The following is a 17,355-nucleotide window of genomic DNA, read 5'->3' on the forward strand; positions in this document are numbered from 1 at the left end:
TAGCCATCAACCTGTTCCTATCTGTGCCGACCAGCTTCTACTGGCCATAACGGACTTTCATTGACATCCGTTACACAGATCTCCCTACAGGCCCGTATTTCGCGATCCGGCCCATTGCGAAGGCCAGGGGGACAGCGCTCCCGCGCTCGATCTTGCACTTTATGACCCCCGTTATGGCCTCCTTAGCCCGCTTCGCCGCGGCGGCAAGTGCAAGACCGCGGGGAACGACGCTACGGGGAGGGCCGCTACGGCCGGGCCGCGAACCGCGCGACGAACGCGCGCCAGGCGTCGGGGCCGAAGGCCAGCACCGGCCCGCTCGGGTCCTTGGAATCGCGTACGGCCACCACGCCGGGAAGGTTGTCGGCCACCTCCACGCAGGCGCCACCCTGGCCGCTGCTGCGGGTGCTCTTGCGCCACCGCGCGCCCGTCGGGTCCATGTCTCCGCCACCTCCGCTATCAGGTCGAGGGACTGCTGGTGCGATAGTGCCTCACCCCGGATCGACTCCCAAACCTCGACCATCTCCCGCACGTAGTCGACGCGGTCGTTCACCTGCCCGTGGCGCTGCCCCTCCAGGTAGACGACGTCCTCTCCCTGCGCGGAGGTGGCGATCACGAAGTGCCCAGCGAGCCCAGGGTACGCACCGGCGGAGAGCGGCACGACGTGGATTCGCACCCGGGGCAGGGTCGAGCCGAGCTTCACCAGGTGCCGCAACTGCTCGCGCATCACCTCCGGCCCGCCGATCCGGCGGCGCAGCACGTACTCGTCGATGACGGCGGTGAGCAGCGGCGGGCGGTCGCGGGTGAGCACGCCCTGGCGGTCGAGCCGGGTCGCCACCTGCTGCTCGATCTCGTCCGGCGCGAACAGCCCACCGCCGGTCAGCAGCGCACGGGCGTACCCCTCGGTCTGGAGCAGGCCCGGCACGCACAGCGGCTCGAACCAGCGCAGCGCCGTGGCCTCCTGCTCGATGCCGGCCCAGTCGCGGAACCACGGCACGATGGTCTCCCGGCCGATGCGCCGCTGGATGCGCTCGAACTTCCCGTCGGTGGTGAACACGATGTCGCAGCGGCGCGCGAAGTCGAGGCTCGGCCGGCGCTCGCAGTTCTCCACCTTCGTCACCAGCGCGGCGGAATAGCTCAGCGCCTCGGCCAGCGCCGCCTGGGACATGCCGTTGGCGGCACGAGCCAGCCGCAACTCCTCGGCGAAGTGCTCCAGCATGGACGAACGTTCCACGGACAGCCTCCATACATCCTCGTACGGCGTGGGATCGGGCCGATATACGCGCTGGTAGTGGCCACTTTCGACCTATCACCGTAGTCGCGTCCTCACCAGACTGTCACGCAGCGGGACCGCTCACGGGATCGAACGGCGGGCGGAACCATGCCGGGGGCGCCCCACGGACAACGGCGTCCGGGGGCGCTCCCATCCACCAGTCATTGGAGGCTCAGCCGTGCGACTCAGGTTCTGGCGCTGCCGACGCCCGACGCGTCCCGCCCCGCTCCCCCGCCGTACGCCGAACGAGCGCCCGGCGTGGGCGACCGCCCCGACCGAGGTGTTCCCGACCGACGATCCCGGCCGCGCGGGGAGGCCGACCCGTGCGCAGGAGTGGCGGGCGAACGGGGGCCGGTTCATCCCCGCGCCGCGCAGGACCGAGGAGGGTACGCGCTGATGCCCCGGTACCGCCCGCACGTCGCGGCGCGCCCGTCCTGGCGCTGCCGGGTGTGCGGTGCCGCGTGGCCGTGCTCGCCGGCGCAGCTGGCGCTGCTCGGCGAGTATCGCGAGAACCGGACGGGCCTGCTGATCTACCTCGCCACGGTCATGCACGAGGCCGGGGCCGATCTCGCCGACCTCAACGGTCAGGCCGCACCCGAGGGGGGCTGACCGACCGCTTCCTCACCTGGGCGAGGGCCCGTTGAGGACTGGGTGGTGAAGGTTGGCGGTTCAGCTACCCGACACGCCGGGGAAGATGCCGCTGAGCCGTCAACGATCACGGTCGCCATCACCTACTGCCACCGATTAGGATCAGGAGCGCGGAATCATGGCACCTAGCGTCTCCTGGAGGTTGACCAACTCCTTCGGCGCGATGAGCCCGTCCGTCGACAAAACTTTCTTGACGATCGCGAGGTTGTCCTCCAGACAGGAGCTTCCCGGCTCCCGCGGAGGGTCGATCGTCCACTTTCCCTTTTCGTCGTGGTTGAAACTGCCGGCAGCCCCCTGCTCGACAACGGCAATGGGCCCCATACGCAGCACCTCGCCATCATCGTGAGTGAGCTCGACATCCAGCACGGCGACCCAGGGATGATCATCGCCCCGACCAACGGTGAACGCGAAGCGTTCGTAATCGTTAGGCGGGACATGGAAGCGGACGCCTTCCTTCTTCAGCACGAATGGAGTAGCGGGCACAGGGTCAGGAAGCTCAAGATCATAGTACGCGGATACCATGTCGTGACCGCCAGTCGCCAAACACGGTGTCAGTTGATGCACCTCTCGAACCGTTGCCGCCACGCCGGTGATCATGGAAGCGCCGCCTGCGAGATTGCGAAGCGTGACATCAATCTTCGGCCCACGGACACGCTTTTCGAGGGGAATTTTCTCGTCGGATCCCACTTCGACCATATAGCCATCCAGATCATATGTGACATACGAAGTGACCTTGGCAATTTCAAGATCCGGCTCATACTGCTCATCGTATTGGCGGAGCGAGAGCACGAAGGCAGCGGCCGTACCCACGCCGGCCACGGCGGCGATCACCGCGCCCAGTTTCCCCCAGCTTACGCGCCGACCGGACGCTTTGGGCCTCCGCACCGGCCGCCTGCGGTAGCGGCTGGACACCCGCTCAGACACGCTTGCCTCCATGATTTCGTCGAGACTTCAATGTGTAACAACGAGCTCCAAATCATGGCGGACCGATGGTGCGACTGGAAAAGGCTTCAGCGGTTTCCCCACAGACAGGCACGACTGGCGTGAGTGAACGATCCTCACATCCCGGAGGGCGCCCTCACCATCACCTGGTCAACCCTCTCAGTCGACCAGGGTGCGGCCCGTCAGGTGCAGGAAGACGTCCTCCAGGCTGCTGCGCCGGACCAGCACGTTGACCGGGCTCAGGCCGAGGGCGGCGACCTCGGCCACCGCCGCGTCGCCGTCGGCCACGTAGAGCAGGACGCGGTCGGGCAGCACCTCGACCCGCTCGCCCAGCCCGGCCAGTTTGCCGGCGAACGTCTCCTGCGAGTCACCGGCGAAGCGCAGCTCGACCACCTCGCGGGTGGCGTGCCGCTCGATCAGTTCCCGGGGCGAGCCGTGGGCGACGATCCGGCCGCCGTCCATCACCACCAGCCGGTCGCACAGCTGCTCGGCCTCGTCCATGTAGTGGGTGGTGAGCACCAGCGTGACGCCCTGCTGCTTGAGCCGGAACAGCCGCTCCCAGACCAGGTGCCGGGCCTGCGGGTCGAGCCCGGTGGTCGGCTCGTCGAGCAGCACGATGTCGGGCTCGTTGACCAGCGCCCGGGCGATGGTCAGCCGGCGCTTCATGCCGCCGGAGAGCGGCTCGACCTTGCTGTCGGCCCGCTCGGCGAGCTGGACGAAGTCGAGCAGCTCGCCGGCCCGCTGGCGGGCGACGCGGCGCGGGATGCCGAAGTAGCGGGCGTAGGTGGTCAGGTTCTCCCGGACGGTCAGCTCCGGGTCGAGGTTGTCGAGCTGCGGGCAGACGCCGAGGCGGGCCCGGATCGCCGGGCCGTCCCGGACCGGGTCCATCCCGAGGATGCGCAGCTCGCCACCGCTGGGTGGGGAGATGCAGCCGATCATCCGCATGGTGGAGGACTTGCCGGCGCCGTTGGGCCCGAGGAAGCCGAACGCCTCGCCGGCGAGCACCTCGACGTCGATGCCGTCGACCGCGGTGAAGTCGCCGAACCGCTTCACCAACCCGCGCGCCCGGATCAGCGCCTGCCCCGTCATCACCGCCCGACCCTACCGACCCCCACCGACACTCCCCACCGGGTTTCCCGGCCCGAGTTGATCGTCTGCTGGGAACGGAGACGACACTCCAATTTCCCGGCCCGGCTTGATCGTCTGCTGGGAACGGAGACGACACGCCGAGCGGAGTCTCCCCGGACAGCAGACGATCAAGGAGAGCGTCAGAGGTCGGCCGGGGCCGTCGCGGCGCGGGCCGCGGCGACCAGGCGGGCGGTCTCGGCGAGCACCGGCTCGTCGTCGACCGGGGTGCCCGGCTCGTACCGGACCGTCCAGGTCAGGCCGTCGACGCCCGGCACCCGCCGCGCCGCGACGCGCCCCGCGCCGCCGGGCACCGGGTGCGCCTCGGTGTACGCCACCGAGCGGGTCACCCGGGCGCGCACCTGGTGGGGCAGGTCCCCCGGGTCGAGCAGCAGGTACGTCTCGGCGGGGCAGTCGGCCACCACGAGGTAGCCGTCGCGCTCGGCGACGCGCTCGGCCGGGGTGACGGTCAGCTCCCGCCCGGACCAGACGGCCTTGAGGATGTCGTGCCAGCCGATCCGCTCGCCCCGTCCAGGCAGCCACAGCCCGAGGTTGCTGGCGACGATCACCCCGTCGCCCTCGCCGTTGCCGGCCGCCGCCCAGGCGAGCACCCGCTCGTCGCCGGCCAGCGGCGGGCGGGCCGCCGGGGGCAGCTTCGGCCTGCGGTTGAACAGTCCCATCACAGTCCTCCCGCGGCCTGCTCGCGCAGCGCCCGCGCGTGCTGCTCCAGCGAGAGCAGTTCCCCGAACAGCGCGAAGTACTCGTCCTTGTTGCTCACCGGGTTGATCCGTTGGATCTTGGACTTGAGGTCCTTGATGCGGCCGGACACCGAGCCCCACTGCAACCCGGCCATGGTCACCGAGACGTACCTCGGGTCGGGCTCGCCGTCGATCCGCAGCGGCTCGACGGACAGCTCCCCGACCAGGGCCTGGGCGGCGAGGTCGGCGCACGCGTCGCGGACGGCCTCGACCCAGACGACGCCGCCGGCCGCGGCCGCCGCCCCGCCGGCCGCCGCGATCGCCTCCCGCACGGCCACGTGCACCGGGTGGCGGTACTCCGGCGCCTCGACCGCGTCGAACATCGGGCCGGCGAGCGCCGGCTCCTGGAGGGCGAGCTTCAGCGCCTCCCGCTCGACCAGCGCCTGCGGACTGTCCGCGGCGGGCGCGGCGGGCGCGGAACGGGCCGGGGCGGGCGCCTCCCCCGCCGGCCGGCCGTTGGCGGCGGCGAGCACGGCCCGCTGCACGGGCTCGATCTCCATGCCCAGGTCGCCGGCGAGCTTGCGGACGTACTCCGGGCGCTTCTCCCGGTCCTTGAGTTTGGCGACCAGCGGGGCGGCCCGGCGCATCGCCTCGACCCGGCCGTCGACGGTGTCCAGGTCGTAGCGGCCGATGACGTGCCGCAGCGCGAAGTCCACCAGCGGCTCGCGGCGGGCCACCAGGTCGCGTACGGCCAGGTCGCCCTTTGCCAGGCGCAGCTCGCACGGGTCCATGTTGTCGGGGCTGACCGCGATGAAGGTACGCCCGACGAAGCGCTGGTCGTCGTCGAAGGCGCGCAGCGCGGCCTTCTGGCCGGCGGCGTCCCCGTCGAACGTGAAGATGATCTCGCCGGCCACGGCGTCGGTGTCCAGCAGGAGCCGGCGCAGCACCCCGATGTGGTCCGAGCCGAACGCGGTGCCGCAGGTCGCCACGGCCGTAGTGACCCCGGCGAGGTGGCAGGCCATCACGTCGGTGTAGCCCTCGACCACGACCACCTTGCCCTGCTTGGCGATCTCCCGCTTGGCCTGGTCGATGCCGTAGAGGACGTGCGACTTCTTGTAGATCGGCGTCTCGGGGGTGTTCAGGTACTTCGGGCCGTCGTCGTCGTCGAACAGCTTGCGCGCGCCGAAGCCGATGACGTCGCCGGTCAGGTCCCGGATCGGCCAGAGCAGCCGGCGGCGGAACCGGTCGATCAGGGTGCCCGAGCGGGACGGCCGGGACAGACCCGCCGTGACCAGCTCGTCGTGGGTGAAGCCCTGCTGGCGCAGGTGCTTGGTCAGCAGGTCCCACGCGTCGGGGGCGAAGCCGCAGCCGTACCGCTCGGCGGCGGCCCGGTCGAAGCCGCGCCGGGCCAGGAACTCCCGGGCCGGCCGGGCGCCCGCCGTGGTGAGCTGCGCCCGGTAGAACTCCACGGCGGCGGCGTGCGCGGCGACCAGGCGGTGCCGCTGCCCCTGCTGGGGGCGGGCGCGCGGGGCCGCGCGGTCGTCCTCGACGTACCGCAGTTGGATGCCGGCGCGGGCGGCGAGCCGCTCCACGGACTCCACGAAGCTGAGGTGGTCGGCGTCCATCAGGAACTTGATCGCGTCGCCGCCGGCGCCGCAGCCGAAGCAGTACCAGACGTTACGGGCGGGCGAGACGTTGAACGACGGGCTCTTCTCGTCGTGGAACGGGCACAGCCCCTTGAGATTGCCGCCGCCGGCCGACTTCAGGGTCACCGTCTCGGAGATGACCTCGGCGATCGAGGTGCGCTCGCGGACCAGCGCGATGTCCTCGTCCCGGATCCGCCCAGCCATCCGCCACCCCCTCGGCCCTACATCCTGCCCTGCCGCACCGACGTCCCGCCGCCGGGGGCGCGCCGTGTGGCGGGCGCCCCGTCGCCGTCGCGGTCGCGCCCCACGCCCGTCCCGTCGCGGTCGCGCCGTCGGGCGGTGCGGCCGACGCCGCCGGGCACCTCCCCGATCCGGGGGAACGGCTCGATCGAGAAGACGACCTCGACCGGCACCTCGAAGTAGGCGGCGATCCGCAGGGCGAGGTGCAGGCTGGGCCGGAACTCGCCGCGCTCCAGGTAGCCCACGGTCTGGTAGTGCACGCCGAGCGCGTCGGCGAGCTGCCGGCGGGTCACGCCGCGCTCGGCGCGCAGCACGGCGATCCGGTTGTGGACCGTCTCACTCATCGACCAGACCTTCTCACACCGGCCGCCGCAGCGCCTTCTCCCGGCGCAGGGCGACCCGGGACCCCGACTCGCGCCGGGCCATCCGGCGCAGCACGACCGGGGCCAGCAGCAGTCCGAGCACCGCCCAGACGCCGAGCACGGCCAGCGTCTCCAGGTGCCGCCACGACCCGCCCAGCTCGACGGCGGACATCGCGTCGGGCAGCAGGGCGGAGCGCATGCCCAACCCTAGCCAGTAGAGCGGGAAGACCTGAGCGACGGCCTGCAACCAGCCCGGGTAGCCGTTGATCGGGTAGAAGATGCCGGAGAGCGCGACCAGCCCCATGACCGGCAGCACCACCACGCCCATGTTGCGCGGGTTCTCGATCAGCGAGCCGATGACCGCCCCGAGCGGCAGGGTGGCGAGCAGCCCGAGCAGCACCACCCCGACGAGGACGAGCCACGCCCCGGCGTCGGCGACCCGGAGCCCGTCGAGGAAGAACAGCGCCGGGGTGAGCTGGATGAGCACGCCGATCAGGGTCACCGCGGAGATCATGATGATCTTGCCGATCAGGTAGCCGAGCATGCCGTTCGGGGTGGCCTTGGCCCGCAGCAGGGTGCCGTCCTCCCGGTCGACGATGAGCTGCTGGGCCAGGCCGAGCAGCCCGCCGAACGCCAGCCCCATCGCCAGCGCGCTGGGCAGCGTACGGGCGCCGAGGGAGAACTGCGTGCCCGGCACGGTGGATCCGCGCATGAAGAACATCGCGACCAGCAGCACGAAGGTCGGGAAGAAGTAGTTCCACAGGTCCTGGACGTTGGTGAAGCTGTTGCGCAGCTCGATCCAGCCCCGGCCCAGGCCGGCCCGGACCGCGTCGGTCCTCGCGCTCATCGTCCCGTCCCCTTCCCGAACGCGCGGGCGGCCTCCGCGGGCCGCGCCCCGGACTCGTGCGCGTACACGATCGCCATGTAGGTGTCCTCCAGGCTGGGCCGGCGCACCTCCAGCTCCCGCACCGCGTCGCCGTGCTGGCGGAACAGCTCCCGGACGAAGCGGGTGGCGTCGGCGGTCGAGTGCACGTACCGCTCGCCGTCGCGGGTCCACCGGACCTCCGCCTCGCCGGCCACCCGCCGGGTCAGCTCGTCGGGCGAGCCCTCGGCGACGATCCGGCCGCCGGCCAGCACGAGGATGCGGTCGGCCAGCTTCTCCGCCTCGTCGAGGTCGTGGGTGGTGAGCAGGATGGCGGTCTCGTCCAGGTCGGCGAGGCGGTGCACCAGGTCGTGGAACTCGCGGCGGGCCACCGGGTCGAAGCCGACCGTCGGCTCGTCGAGGAAGAGCAGTTCGGGCCGGCCGACGATGCCCACGGCCACATCCAGCCGCCGGCGCTGGCCGCCGGAGAGCCGGCCGATCCGGTCTCCGGCGTGCCCGGCGAGCCCGACGGCGGCCAGCAGCTCGGGCACCGGCCAGGGCCGCCGGACCCGGTCGGTCGAGTACGCGGCGTAGAACCCGCCGAGGTGGGTGAGCAGGTCGGCCACCCGCCACTTCGCGTGGTCCCGCCAGGACTGGAGCACCACGCCCAGCCGCGCCCGCCACGCCTCGCCGCCCCGGGCCGGGTCCTCCCCGAGCACCGAGACGTCGCCGGCCGAGCGCATCCGGAAGCCCTCCAGGATCTCGATGGTCGTGGACTTGCCGGCGCCGTTGGGCCCGAGCAGGACCACCACCTCGCCCCGGCGGGCCTGGAACGTCACCCCGTCGAGCACGTCCACCGAGCCGTAGCGCATCCGCAGGTCGCGCACGTCCAGCACCAGGGAGCCGTCGGGCGGGCCGTCGACACCGGCCCTTCCCCGTTCCGTCACCGACGTCATCGCCCTCCGCCCTTCGTCGCACCTGTGCGGCAGAATGTAGCAGATATGCTACATGACCGGGCAAGGGAAAGGCCCGCCCCGGACGGGACGGGCCGGCGGCGGGACGGGTCAGACGGCGGCGGTGGCCTCGTCCGCCTCGACCTGGCGGTTCCAGTCGGGCTTGCTGGCGCGCCAGCCCTCGTCGTCCATGCCGCGCCGCCAGTAGCCGGAGATCGACAGCCACTCCCGGGGCACGGCCCGGTCGCTCCGCAGCAGGCGACGCAACTCCTTCACGAAGCCCGCCTCGCCGTGAACGAAGGCGTGCACCGTCCCGGGCGGGAAGTCCAGCGCCCGGACCGCCTCGACCAGCGCCTCGCCCACCGGGCGACCGGCCCGGTGCAGCCAGCGCAGCTCGACCGCGCCGGGGCTGGCCAGCGGCAGCTCGTCGGACGGGCCGTCGACCTCGACGAAGACCCTGGCCGGCGCGCCGAAGGGCAGCCGCTCCAGGGCCGCGGCGATCGCCGGCAGCGCGCTCTCGTCCCCGACCAGCAGGTGCCAGTCGGCGGTCGGGTCCGGGGCGTACGCCCCGCCGGGGCCGGTGAAGAGCACCCGGTCGCCGGGACGCAGCGCGGCGGCCCACGGCCCGGCCAGCCCCTCGTCGCCGTGGTGCACCACGTCGATGGTCAGCTCGCCGGCCGCCGCGTCCCACCTGCGCACCGTGTACGCCCGCAGCCGTGGCCACTGCTCGGCCGGGAACTCGCGCTTGATGGTGGCCAGGTCCGTCGGGTGCGGGTACGCCACCCCGGCGGGCGGAAAGACCAGCTTGACGTAGTGGTCGGTGTACTCGCCCACCGGCAGGCCGGCCAGCTCCTCCCCGCCGAGCACCAGCCGGATCAGGTGCGGGGTGGGCCGCTCGGTCCGGACGACCGTGGCGGCGGTGACCTTCTTCGGGCGCTCCGTCATGCCACTTAGGCTAACCTAACCAGGGGAGATCTCCCATCCCCGGGCTTCCCACCCCTGGCATTCAGTCCGCGGCCAGCCGGTCGTGCCAGGCCACGGCGGCCGGGTCGGTGAGCGAGGCCACCTGGTCGATCACCACGCGCAGCCGGGCGGCGTCGTCCGGCGCGGCCCGCCACAGCGGGGCGAACACCTCGTCCAGCGCGTCCGGTGCCCGGCGCACCAGCGCGGCGACCAGTTCGGCAAGGATCCGCCGCTGCCGCTCGTACCGGCCGACGGCGCCGGGGCGACGCATCACGTAGCGCAGGGCGATGCCCTTGAGCAGCGCGCACTCCGCCCGGGCGCGGCGGGGCACCACCAGGTCGGCGGCGTACCGGCGCAGCGGGCCGGAGCCGTGGCGCTCCCGGGTGGCGGCCACCGCGGTCGAGACGAACCGGCCGGTCAGCACGCTGGTGGTCGCCTTGAGCGCCGCCTGGGCGGAGTGGCTGCCGTCGTACGCCGCGAGCGGGGCGAGCACCGGGTCGGCCAGCAGGTCCACCAGCACCTCGCCCAGGTCGCCCGGGGACTCCCCCGAGTAGGTGGCCGCCACGTCCGCGCACAGCGCGGCCCGCTCGTCCGGGTCGGCCAGCAGCGGGCCGAGGCGGACGTACCCGCCGTGGATGCCGTCCTCGACGTCGTGCACCGAGTACGCCACGTCGTCGGCCCAGTCCATCACCTGCGCCTCCAGGCAGCGCCGCCCGTCGGCCGGGGCACCGGTGCGCAGCCACTCGAAGACCGGCAGGTCGTCGGCGTACACCCCGAACTTGCGCTCGCCCGGCCGGCGGGGCCAGGGATACTTGCTGGTCGCGTCGAGCGACGCCCGGGTCAGGTTCAGCCCGGCGGACCCGCCGCCCGGGGCGAGCACCTTGGCCTCCAGCCGGGTGAGCACCCGCAGCGTCTGCGCGTTGCCCTCGAAGCCGCCGCACGGCGCGGCGAGCAGATCCAGCGCGGCCTCGCCGTTGTGCCCGAACGGCGGGTGGCCGAGGTCGTGGGCGAGCCCGGCGGTGTCCACCACGTCCGGCTCGCAGCCCAGCCGGGCGCCCATCTCCCGGGCGATCTGCGCCACCTCCAGCGAGTGGGTCAGCCGGGTACGCAGGAAGTCGTCGGTGCCGGCGGTGTGCACCTGGGTCTTCGCGGCGAGCCGCCGGAACGCCGCCGAGTGCAGCACCCGGGCCCGGTCCCGCTCGTACGGCGAGCGCCCGTGGCCCGTGTCCTTGGGCGGCTCGTCGACCCAGCGCGCCTCGTCGACGGACGACCCGGGCCGGCCCGGCCCGGGGACGTCCCGCGCGTCGGACGACCCGGGCCCGCTCACCCCGCCACCGGCCTATCCCCGCGGCCGCAGCACGCAGAACTCGTTGCCCTCCGGGTCGGCCAGCACCGTCCACCCGACGTCGCGCTGACCGATGTCGACGTGCCGGGCGCCCATGTCGACCAGCCGCTCGACCTCGGCCTCCAGGTCGGCCGGGCGCAGGTCGATGTGCAGCCGGTTCTTGACCTGCTTGTCGTCGGGCACCGGCACGAACACGATGCCGGGGAGTCGGTCGGGGGACTGCCGGATCTCCACCTCGTCCGGCCGCTCGGTGACCACCTGGTAGCCGAGGGCCTCCGCCCACCACCGGGCGAGCCGGGCCGGGTCGCTGGCGTCCACGGTCAGACTTGCCCAGACGCTGGTCATGCGGTCCACCCTCCACCCGGCTACGACGGCTCGCGCGAGCCAAGATTACGCCCGACCGGGCACCGCGGCGCGTTTGACGACTCCCGTGCCGGCGCCTGGCAACAGCCGATCAGTCGAGAGTTGTGAACTGATCGCCCACCGTCACGGGCTCGCGGGGCGACCATGGCCGGAGGTAGCGTTCCCAGAGCAGAACGTGATCACGGATCCGTACGCGAATCGCACGACGGGGAGGCTCTTGTGGACGCTGACCGGATGCTGGGCTCGGAGCTACGCGGGCTGCGCCGACGGCGACCGGAGGTCGCCGGCACGGTGCTCGCCGGCACCGACGGCCTGCTCATCTCCAGCGACCTGCCGACGACCGACGCCACCCACCTGGCGGCGCTGGCCGCGGCCAGCTTCGGCCTCGGCAACCGGGTCGCCGACACGGTGCGGCACGGCGAGTTCCAGGAGTCGGTGGTCCGCACGGCCCGGGGCGCCGTGGTGACCTACCCGGCCGGCCGGCACGCCCTGCTCACCCTGGTCACGGCCGCCGCCACCGACCTGGAGACGCTGCACGCCGAGGCCCGGGCGGTGGCCGACCGGACGGGCTCGGTCTTCGACCGCCAGCGCACCACCCGGACGCACACGGTGCCGCCGCCGGACCCGCGCGCGCCGCTGGCCGTGCGTACCCCGATGGCGACCCTGCCCGGGCGCTCGCAGAACGCCCCACGCGCCACCGGCTGGCGCCGCCCGCCGATCTGACCAGCGGGCCCCGGGACCGGGCGCCGGTCCGGCCCGCACACGGCTCAGACCCACGCACCGCTCAGACCCGGCGGCCGGCCCTGGCGACGCGCGCGCCAGGGCCGGCACCGGAGCGTTCAGCGGCTGTCGGAGCCCGCGGTCTCGACCGCGGCCCGGCCGGCCTCCAGCCGGGCCACCGGCACCCGGAACGGCGAGCAGGACACGTAGTCCAGGCCCACCTCGTGGAAGAAGTGGACGGAGTCCGGGTCGCCGCCGTGCTCGCCGCAGACACCGAGCTTCAGCTCCGGCCGGGCGGCCCGCCCCTCCTCGGCGGCGATCCGCACCAGCCGGCCCACGCCCTCCCGGTCGATGGACTCGAACGGCGAGATGCCGAAGATGCCCAGCTCCAGGTAGCGCCAGAAGAACGCCGCCTCGACGTCGTCGCGGGAGAAGCCCCAGCCCATCTGGGTCAGGTCGTTGGTGCCGAACGAGAAGAACTGCGCGGCCTCGGCGATCTGCCCGGCGGTCAGCGCCGCCCGCGGCACCTCGATCATCGTGCCGATCAGCACCTCGACGCCGCTGTCCCCGACCACCTCATCGATGATTTTCTCAGCTTCGGCCCGTACCGTCTCCAGCTCCTGCACCGCGCCGACCAGCGGTACCATGATCTCCGGGCACGCCGACCCGCCGTCGCGGGTGATTCGGACCGCGGCCTCCGTGATCGCCCGGACCTGCATGGCGAACAGGCCGGGGATCACCAGGCCGAGCCGCACACCGCGCAGGCCCAGCATCGGGTTCTCCTCGTGCATCCGCCGGACGGCGGCGAGCAGCGCCTCCTCCCGGGCCACGTCCTCGCCGCGCTCCTGAGCGACCGCGACGTTGACCGCGAGCTGCTCCAACGGGGGCAGGAACTCGTGCAGCGGCGGGTCGATCAGCCGGACGGTGACCGGCAGCCCGTCCATCTCGCGGAAGATCTCCACGAAGTCGTCGCGCTGCAACGGCAGCAGCGCCGCCAGCGCGGCCTCGCGCTCGTCGTCGGTGCGGGCCAGGATCAGCCGCTCGACCAGCTCCCGGCGGTCGCCGAGGAACATGTGCTCCGTGCGGCACAGGCCGATGCCCTGCGCGCCGAAGCGCCGGGCCCGGGCGGCGTCCGCGCCGGTGTCCGCGTTCGTGCGGACCGCCAGCCGCCGCCGCCCGTCGGCGTGCGTCATGATCCGGTGTACGGCCTCGACCAGCGCGTCGTCGGCCTGCTCGGGGTCGAGGGTGCCCTCGAAGTACTGCACCACCTCGGACGGCGTGACCGGCACCTCGCCGAGGTACACCTTGCCCGTGGTGCCGTCGATGGAGACGACGTCGCCCTCGCCGACCGTGTGCCCGCCGACGGTGAACCTCTTCGCCGGGACGTCGACGTCCAGCTCGTCGGCGCCGGCGACGCAGGTCTTGCCCATGCCCCGGGCCACCACCGCCGCGTGGCTGGTCTTGCCGCCCCGGGAGGTGAGGATGCCCCGCGCCGCGATCATGCCGTTGAGGTCGTCCGGGTTGGTCTCCCGGCGGACCAGGATCACCGCCTCGCCCTCGGCGGCCAGCTCCACGGCGCGGGCGGAGGTGAAGACGACCTTGCCGGAGGCGGCGCCCGGCGACGCCCCGACCCCCTTGGCCACCGGCTGGAACTCGTGGTCGAGCTGGAACCGGGGGAACATCAGCTGGGCGAGCTGGGCGCCGTTGACCCGGTGCAGCGCCTCGTCCAGGTCGATCAGGCCCTCGTCGACGAGTTGCGCGGCGATGACGAACGCCGCCGCCGCGGTCCGCTTGCCGACGCGCGTCTGGAGCATCCAGAGCTTGCCCCGCTCGATGGTGAACTCGATGTCGCAGAGGTCCTTGTAGTGGCCCTCCAGCCGGGCCATGTACCCGAGCAGCTCGTCGTAGGACTTCTTGTCGATCCGCTCCAGCTCCTGCAACGGCACGGTGTTGCGGATACCGGCGACCACGTCCTCGCCCTGGGCGTTGGCCAGGTAGTCGCCGTAGATGCCCTGCGCGCCGCTGGCCGGGTCCCGGGTGAACGCGACGCCGGTGCCGGAGTCGGGGCCGAGGTTGCCGAAGACCATGGCCACCACGTTGACCGCCGTGCCGAGGTCGGCCGGGATGCGCTCCTGTCGCCGGTAGACGACCGCGCGCTCGGCGTTCCACGACTCGAAGACCGCCCGGATCGCCAGGTCCAGCTGCTCGCGCGGCTCCTGCGGGAACTCCCGCCCGGTGTGCTTCGCGAAGATCCTCTTGTACGCGTCGACCAGCGCGCGCAGGTCGTCCGCGTCCAGGTCCAGGTCGTTCTTCGTGCCCTTGGCGCGCTTGGCGTCCTCCAGGGCCTGCTCGAACTCCTCGCCGGGCACGTCGCACACGGTCTTGCCGAACATCTGGATCAGCCGGCGGTAGGAGTCCCAGGCGAACCGGTCTGCGCCGCCGGAGGCGGCCCGGTCAGCCGAGCCTCCGGCCTGCGCGCTCAGCCCGACGACGCTACGGTCGTTGAGGCCGACGTTGAGGACGGTCTCCATCATGCCCGGCATGGAGAACTTGGCGCCCGAGCGGACGGAGACCAGCAGCGGGTCGCCCGGGTCGCCGAGCCGGCGGCCCATCTCCCGCTCCAGCGACTCCAGGTGCGCCTGGATCTGGCCGGCCAGACCGTCCGGCTCCTGGCCGGTGGCGAGGTACGCCTTGCAGGCTTCGGTGGTGATGGTGAAGCCGGGCGGGACCGGCAGGCCGAGGTTGGTCATCTCGGCCAGGTTGGCCCCCTTGCCGCCGAGCAGGTCCTTGAGGTCCTTGTTGCCCTCGGCGAAGTCGTAGACGTACTTGTGATCGACCGTGTCTTGCGCTGCCACCAGAGCCTCCCACGCGCGCCGGACTGGACACTTAACGAAGGTTCAGCTGCCTCATACCCCCGGGCTGACCACAGGTAATCCGAGGTCAGCGCCGATCGGTGGGCGAAGGCTAAGCGAACATCGAGGGGCTTGGGGCCATTCGGTGACAATCGGCACACCCATCACCACTTTCCGCGTCCGTACCGGTTTTTGGAACCGCTTCCACGCGCACGATCACGCATTTGCGCTGGCCCTCGTACGCTTGACGACACCGACCTCCGCCGAACCTCGCCTTTGCCATATCCCTCGCGAATACCCCCGGGAGCCGTCGCCGTGCCACCCACCCCGCCCCCCACGCCCGCCACCGGCCAGGAGCCCCCCGACGCCCTCGGGCTCCCCGGCCAGGAGCCCCCCGCCCGGCTCGGGCTCCCCGGCCACGAGCCGGCCGCCGCCGACCTGGCCCGGACCGCCGCGCTCGCGGCCGGCGACCTGCTCGCGCCCGCGGCCCCGGTCCGGCTCGGCGACGTCGTGCCGGCCCCCGAACTGGTCACCCCGGACCCGTCGGCCGACTTCACCCTGCCCGCCGACGCGGCCGTCCGGGTCAGCCCGGACCCGGCCGCCCGGGACGTCGCGGAGCAGCTCGCCGACCTGCTCCGCCCCGCCACCGGCTACCCGCTGCCCGTCGCCGACACGCCGGGGCCGGCCGACGGTCTCACCCTCACCCTCGGCGGCGTCGCGGCCGAGGTGGCACCCCCCGGCGGGGGCACGGACCGCGGTGGCGTCTCGGCCCCGGTCGACGCCACGGCCCCGAGCCGCGTCGCAGCCCCGAGCCGCGTCGCAGCCCCGATCGACGTCGCAGCCCCGATCGACGTCGCAGCCCCGATCGACGTCGCAGCCCCGATCGACGTCGCAGCCCCGATCGACGTCGCAGCCCCGGGCGACGTCACGGCCCTGGGCGCGGAGGGCTACCGGCTCGACGTGCGCCCCGAGGGGGTACGCATCAGCGCCGCCACCGCCGCCGGCCTGCTGCACGGCGTGCAGACGCTGCGCCAACTCCTGCCGGCGGCGATCGAGAGCCCGACCCCGGTCGCCGAGCGCTGGGTCGTGCCCGGCGGGGTGATCGTCGACCGCCCCCGGTACGCCTACCGGGGCGCGATGTTCGACGTGGCCCGGCACTTCTTCGCCGTCCCCGACGTGCTCCGAGTGGTCGACCACCTGGCCCGGTACAAGCTCAACCACCTGCACCTGCACCTCAGCGACGACCAGGGCTGGCGGATCGCCGTCGACTCGTGGCCCCGGCTGGCCACCGTCGGTGGAGCGACCCAGGTGGGCGGCGGCCCCGGCGGGTACTACACGGCGGCCGACTACCGCCGCATCGTCGCCTACGCCGCCCGGCGGCACGTCACCGTGGTCCCGGAGATCGACCTGCCCGGCCACACCAACGCCGCGCTGACCGCGTACCCCGAGCTGGCGCCGGACAAGGTCGCGCCGCCGCCGTACACCGGCACGGACGTCGGCTTCAGCTACGTCGACCCTGCCGACGAGCGCACGTACGCCTTCGTCACCGACGTGCTCGGCGAGGTGGCCGCGCTCACCCCCGGGCCGTACCTGCACATCGGCGGGGACGAGGCGTTCAAGGTCGGGGCCGACGCGTACGCCGGGTTCGTGCGGCGGGCGCAGGAGATCGTCGCCGGCACGGGCAAGACGGTGGTCGGCTGGCACCAGATCGCCCCGGCCGAGCACGCCGAGGGGCGGATCCTTCAGTGGTGGGGCACGAAGGGGGACGACCCGGTCGTCGCCGACGCGGTCCGGCGCGGGGCCCGGCTGATCCTCTCCCCCGCCAACCACGCCTACCTCGACATGAAGTACGCCCCGGACACCCCCATCGGGCACAACTGGGCGGGCCTCATCGACGTGGCGAAGGCGTACGACTGGGACCCGGGTGCACACCTGGCGGACGTGCCGGCGGAGGCGGTGCTCGGCGTCGAGGCCCCGCTGTGGACCGAGTCCGTCACGTCGCTCGCCGACATCGAGTTCCTGCTGCTGCCGCGGCTGCCCGCCGTCGCCGAACTGGCCTGGTCACCCCGGACCGCCCACGACTGGCCGGCGTTCCGGGACCGGCTGGCCGCCCACGGCCCCCGCTGGACCACGGCTGGCATCACCTTCCACCCCTCCCCGGACATCCCCTGGCCGGCCACGCTCCCCGAACACCCCACCGGCGGCATCCCGGCCCAACGCCCCCACCCGGACACCGCCGACACCCCAACCCCCTGACCACCCCGCTCGTCCCGCTAGGGCGCGTATCGAGTTGTGATCAAGGAGTGGTGTGAGTGAGGTCCTTGATCCAGATCATCGAGGCGCGGAGGTGGAGGCCGGCGAGGTAG

14 protein-coding genes and 2 pseudogenes are annotated in these 17,355 nt (G+C 72.8%); 3 read left to right on the forward strand and 13 right to left on the reverse strand.

Annotated elements, in window-relative coordinates; all coding sequences use genetic code 11:
• Positions 1-245: 245 nt before the first annotated feature.
• Both ACGFIZ_RS32665 and ACGFIZ_RS32670 read right to left on the reverse strand, forming a co-directional pair.
• Positions 246-437, reverse strand: coding sequence for a DUF397 domain-containing protein (locus tag ACGFIZ_RS32665; protein WP_393426781.1), 192 nt, complete (start codon positions 435-437; stop codon positions 246-248).
• Between the two features lie 23 nt (positions 438-460).
• A pseudogene (locus tag ACGFIZ_RS32670) lies at positions 461-1,216 on the reverse strand (Scr1 family TA system antitoxin-like transcriptional regulator); the annotation flags it as partial.
• 450 nt (positions 1,217-1,666) lie between these two features.
• Between ACGFIZ_RS32670 and ACGFIZ_RS32675 the strand changes: the two are divergent.
• Positions 1,667-1,879 carry a flavin reductase gene (locus ACGFIZ_RS32675; RefSeq protein ID WP_393426747.1) on the forward strand — a complete coding sequence of 71 codons (213 nt, stop codon included), beginning with the start codon at positions 1,667-1,669 and terminating at the stop codon, positions 1,877-1,879.
• A 141-nt stretch (positions 1,880-2,020) separates the two neighbouring features.
• Here the strand turns inward: ACGFIZ_RS32675 and ACGFIZ_RS32680 are convergent, their stop codons facing one another.
• From ACGFIZ_RS32680 to ACGFIZ_RS32725, 10 genes and pseudogenes are all read right to left on the reverse strand, one after another.
• Positions 2,021-2,749, reverse strand: a complete 729-nt coding sequence (locus ACGFIZ_RS32680) for a hypothetical protein (RefSeq protein ID WP_393426750.1) — start codon at positions 2,747-2,749, stop codon at positions 2,021-2,023.
• 270 nt (positions 2,750-3,019) lie between these two features.
• Positions 3,020-3,952, reverse strand: coding sequence for an ABC transporter ATP-binding protein (locus tag ACGFIZ_RS32685; protein ID WP_347670057.1), 933 nt, complete (start codon positions 3,950-3,952; stop codon positions 3,020-3,022).
• Positions 3,953-4,128: 176 nt separating this feature from the next.
• Positions 4,129-4,665: a hypothetical protein gene (locus ACGFIZ_RS32690; RefSeq protein ID WP_393426754.1), complete on the reverse strand. Its 537-nt coding sequence runs from the start codon at positions 4,663-4,665 to the stop codon at positions 4,129-4,131.
• On the reverse strand, positions 4,665-6,533 hold the full coding sequence (dnaG, locus tag ACGFIZ_RS32695) for a DNA primase (RefSeq protein WP_393426757.1): 1,869 nt from the start codon (positions 6,531-6,533) through the stop codon (positions 4,665-4,667). Before dnaG ends, ACGFIZ_RS32690 begins: the two co-directional genes overlap by 1 nt.
• Before the next feature lie 131 nt (positions 6,534-6,664).
• A pseudogene (locus ACGFIZ_RS32700) lies at positions 6,665-6,913 on the reverse strand (helix-turn-helix transcriptional regulator); the annotation flags it as partial.
• A gap of 13 nt (positions 6,914-6,926) precedes the next feature.
• Entirely contained in the window at positions 6,927-7,778 is an 852-nt protein-coding gene (locus ACGFIZ_RS32705; RefSeq protein WP_393426760.1) for an ABC transporter permease, read from the reverse strand.
• Positions 7,775-8,749: an ABC transporter ATP-binding protein gene (locus ACGFIZ_RS32710; RefSeq protein ID WP_393426763.1), complete on the reverse strand. Its 975-nt coding sequence runs from the start codon at positions 8,747-8,749 to the stop codon at positions 7,775-7,777. Before ACGFIZ_RS32710 ends, ACGFIZ_RS32705 begins: the two co-directional genes overlap by 4 nt.
• 108 nt (positions 8,750-8,857) lie before the next feature.
• Positions 8,858-9,691, reverse strand: coding sequence for a siderophore-interacting protein (locus tag ACGFIZ_RS32715; RefSeq protein ID WP_393426766.1), 834 nt, complete (start codon positions 9,689-9,691; stop codon positions 8,858-8,860).
• A gap of 61 nt (positions 9,692-9,752) precedes the next feature.
• The gene (locus ACGFIZ_RS32720; RefSeq protein ID WP_393426769.1) at positions 9,753-11,036 is read right to left on the reverse strand and encodes a deoxyguanosinetriphosphate triphosphohydrolase; all 1,284 of its coding nucleotides are present in this window, start codon (positions 11,034-11,036) and stop codon (positions 9,753-9,755) included.
• Positions 11,037-11,048: 12 nt separating this feature from the next.
• Complete coding sequence (locus tag ACGFIZ_RS32725; RefSeq protein WP_393426772.1) at positions 11,049-11,399, reverse strand: VOC family protein; 351 nt, start codon at positions 11,397-11,399, stop codon at positions 11,049-11,051.
• Between the two features lie 237 nt (positions 11,400-11,636).
• Here ACGFIZ_RS32725 and ACGFIZ_RS32730 point away from each other — a divergent pair, with 237 nt between their 5' ends.
• Complete coding sequence (locus ACGFIZ_RS32730) at positions 11,637-12,140, forward strand: roadblock/LC7 domain-containing protein (protein ID WP_393426775.1); 504 nt, start codon at positions 11,637-11,639, stop codon at positions 12,138-12,140.
• Positions 12,141-12,256: 116 nt separating this feature from the next.
• On the opposite strand, the gene ppdK is transcribed toward ACGFIZ_RS32730, so the two are convergent.
• Positions 12,257-14,992, reverse strand: a complete 2,736-nt coding sequence (ppdK, locus tag ACGFIZ_RS32735) for a pyruvate, phosphate dikinase (RefSeq protein WP_393426778.1) — start codon at positions 14,990-14,992, stop codon at positions 12,257-12,259.
• 435 nt (positions 14,993-15,427) lie between these two features.
• On the opposite strand from ppdK, the gene ACGFIZ_RS32740 reads away from it, so the two are divergent.
• Positions 15,428-17,245, forward strand: coding sequence for a family 20 glycosylhydrolase (locus tag ACGFIZ_RS32740; RefSeq protein WP_393426784.1), 1,818 nt, complete (start codon positions 15,428-15,430; stop codon positions 17,243-17,245).
• The last annotated feature ends 110 nt before the right edge of the window (positions 17,246-17,355 follow it).

The sequence above is a fragment of the Micromonospora sp. NPDC048830 genome, from assembly GCF_043198215.1.
Taxonomy (GTDB): Bacteria; Actinomycetota; Actinomycetes; order Mycobacteriales; family Micromonosporaceae; genus Micromonospora.

Bases quoted from the DNA above. Each gene is read 5' to 3' on its own strand.
- ACGFIZ_RS32675 (WP_393426747.1), top strand. From the start codon at position 1,667: ATGCCCCGGTACCGCCCGCACGTCGCGGCGCGCCCGTCCTGGCGCTGC.
- ACGFIZ_RS32725 (WP_393426772.1), bottom strand. From the start codon at position 11,399: ATGACCAGCGTCTGGGCAAGTCTGACCGTGGACGCCAGCGACCCGGCC.
- ACGFIZ_RS32665 (WP_393426781.1), bottom strand. From the start codon at position 437: ATGGACCCGACGGGCGCGCGGTGGCGCAAGAGCACCCGCAGCAGCGGC.
- ACGFIZ_RS32705 (WP_393426760.1), bottom strand. From the start codon at position 7,778: ATGAGCGCGAGGACCGACGCGGTCCGGGCCGGCCTGGGCCGGGGCTGG.
- ACGFIZ_RS32690 (WP_393426754.1), bottom strand. From the start codon at position 4,665: ATGGGACTGTTCAACCGCAGGCCGAAGCTGCCCCCGGCGGCCCGCCCG.
- dnaG (WP_393426757.1), bottom strand. From the start codon at position 6,533: ATGGCTGGGCGGATCCGGGACGAGGACATCGCGCTGGTCCGCGAGCGC.
- ACGFIZ_RS32710 (WP_393426763.1), bottom strand. From the start codon at position 8,749: ATGACGTCGGTGACGGAACGGGGAAGGGCCGGTGTCGACGGCCCGCCC.
- ACGFIZ_RS32715 (WP_393426766.1), bottom strand. From the start codon at position 9,691: ATGACGGAGCGCCCGAAGAAGGTCACCGCCGCCACGGTCGTCCGGACC.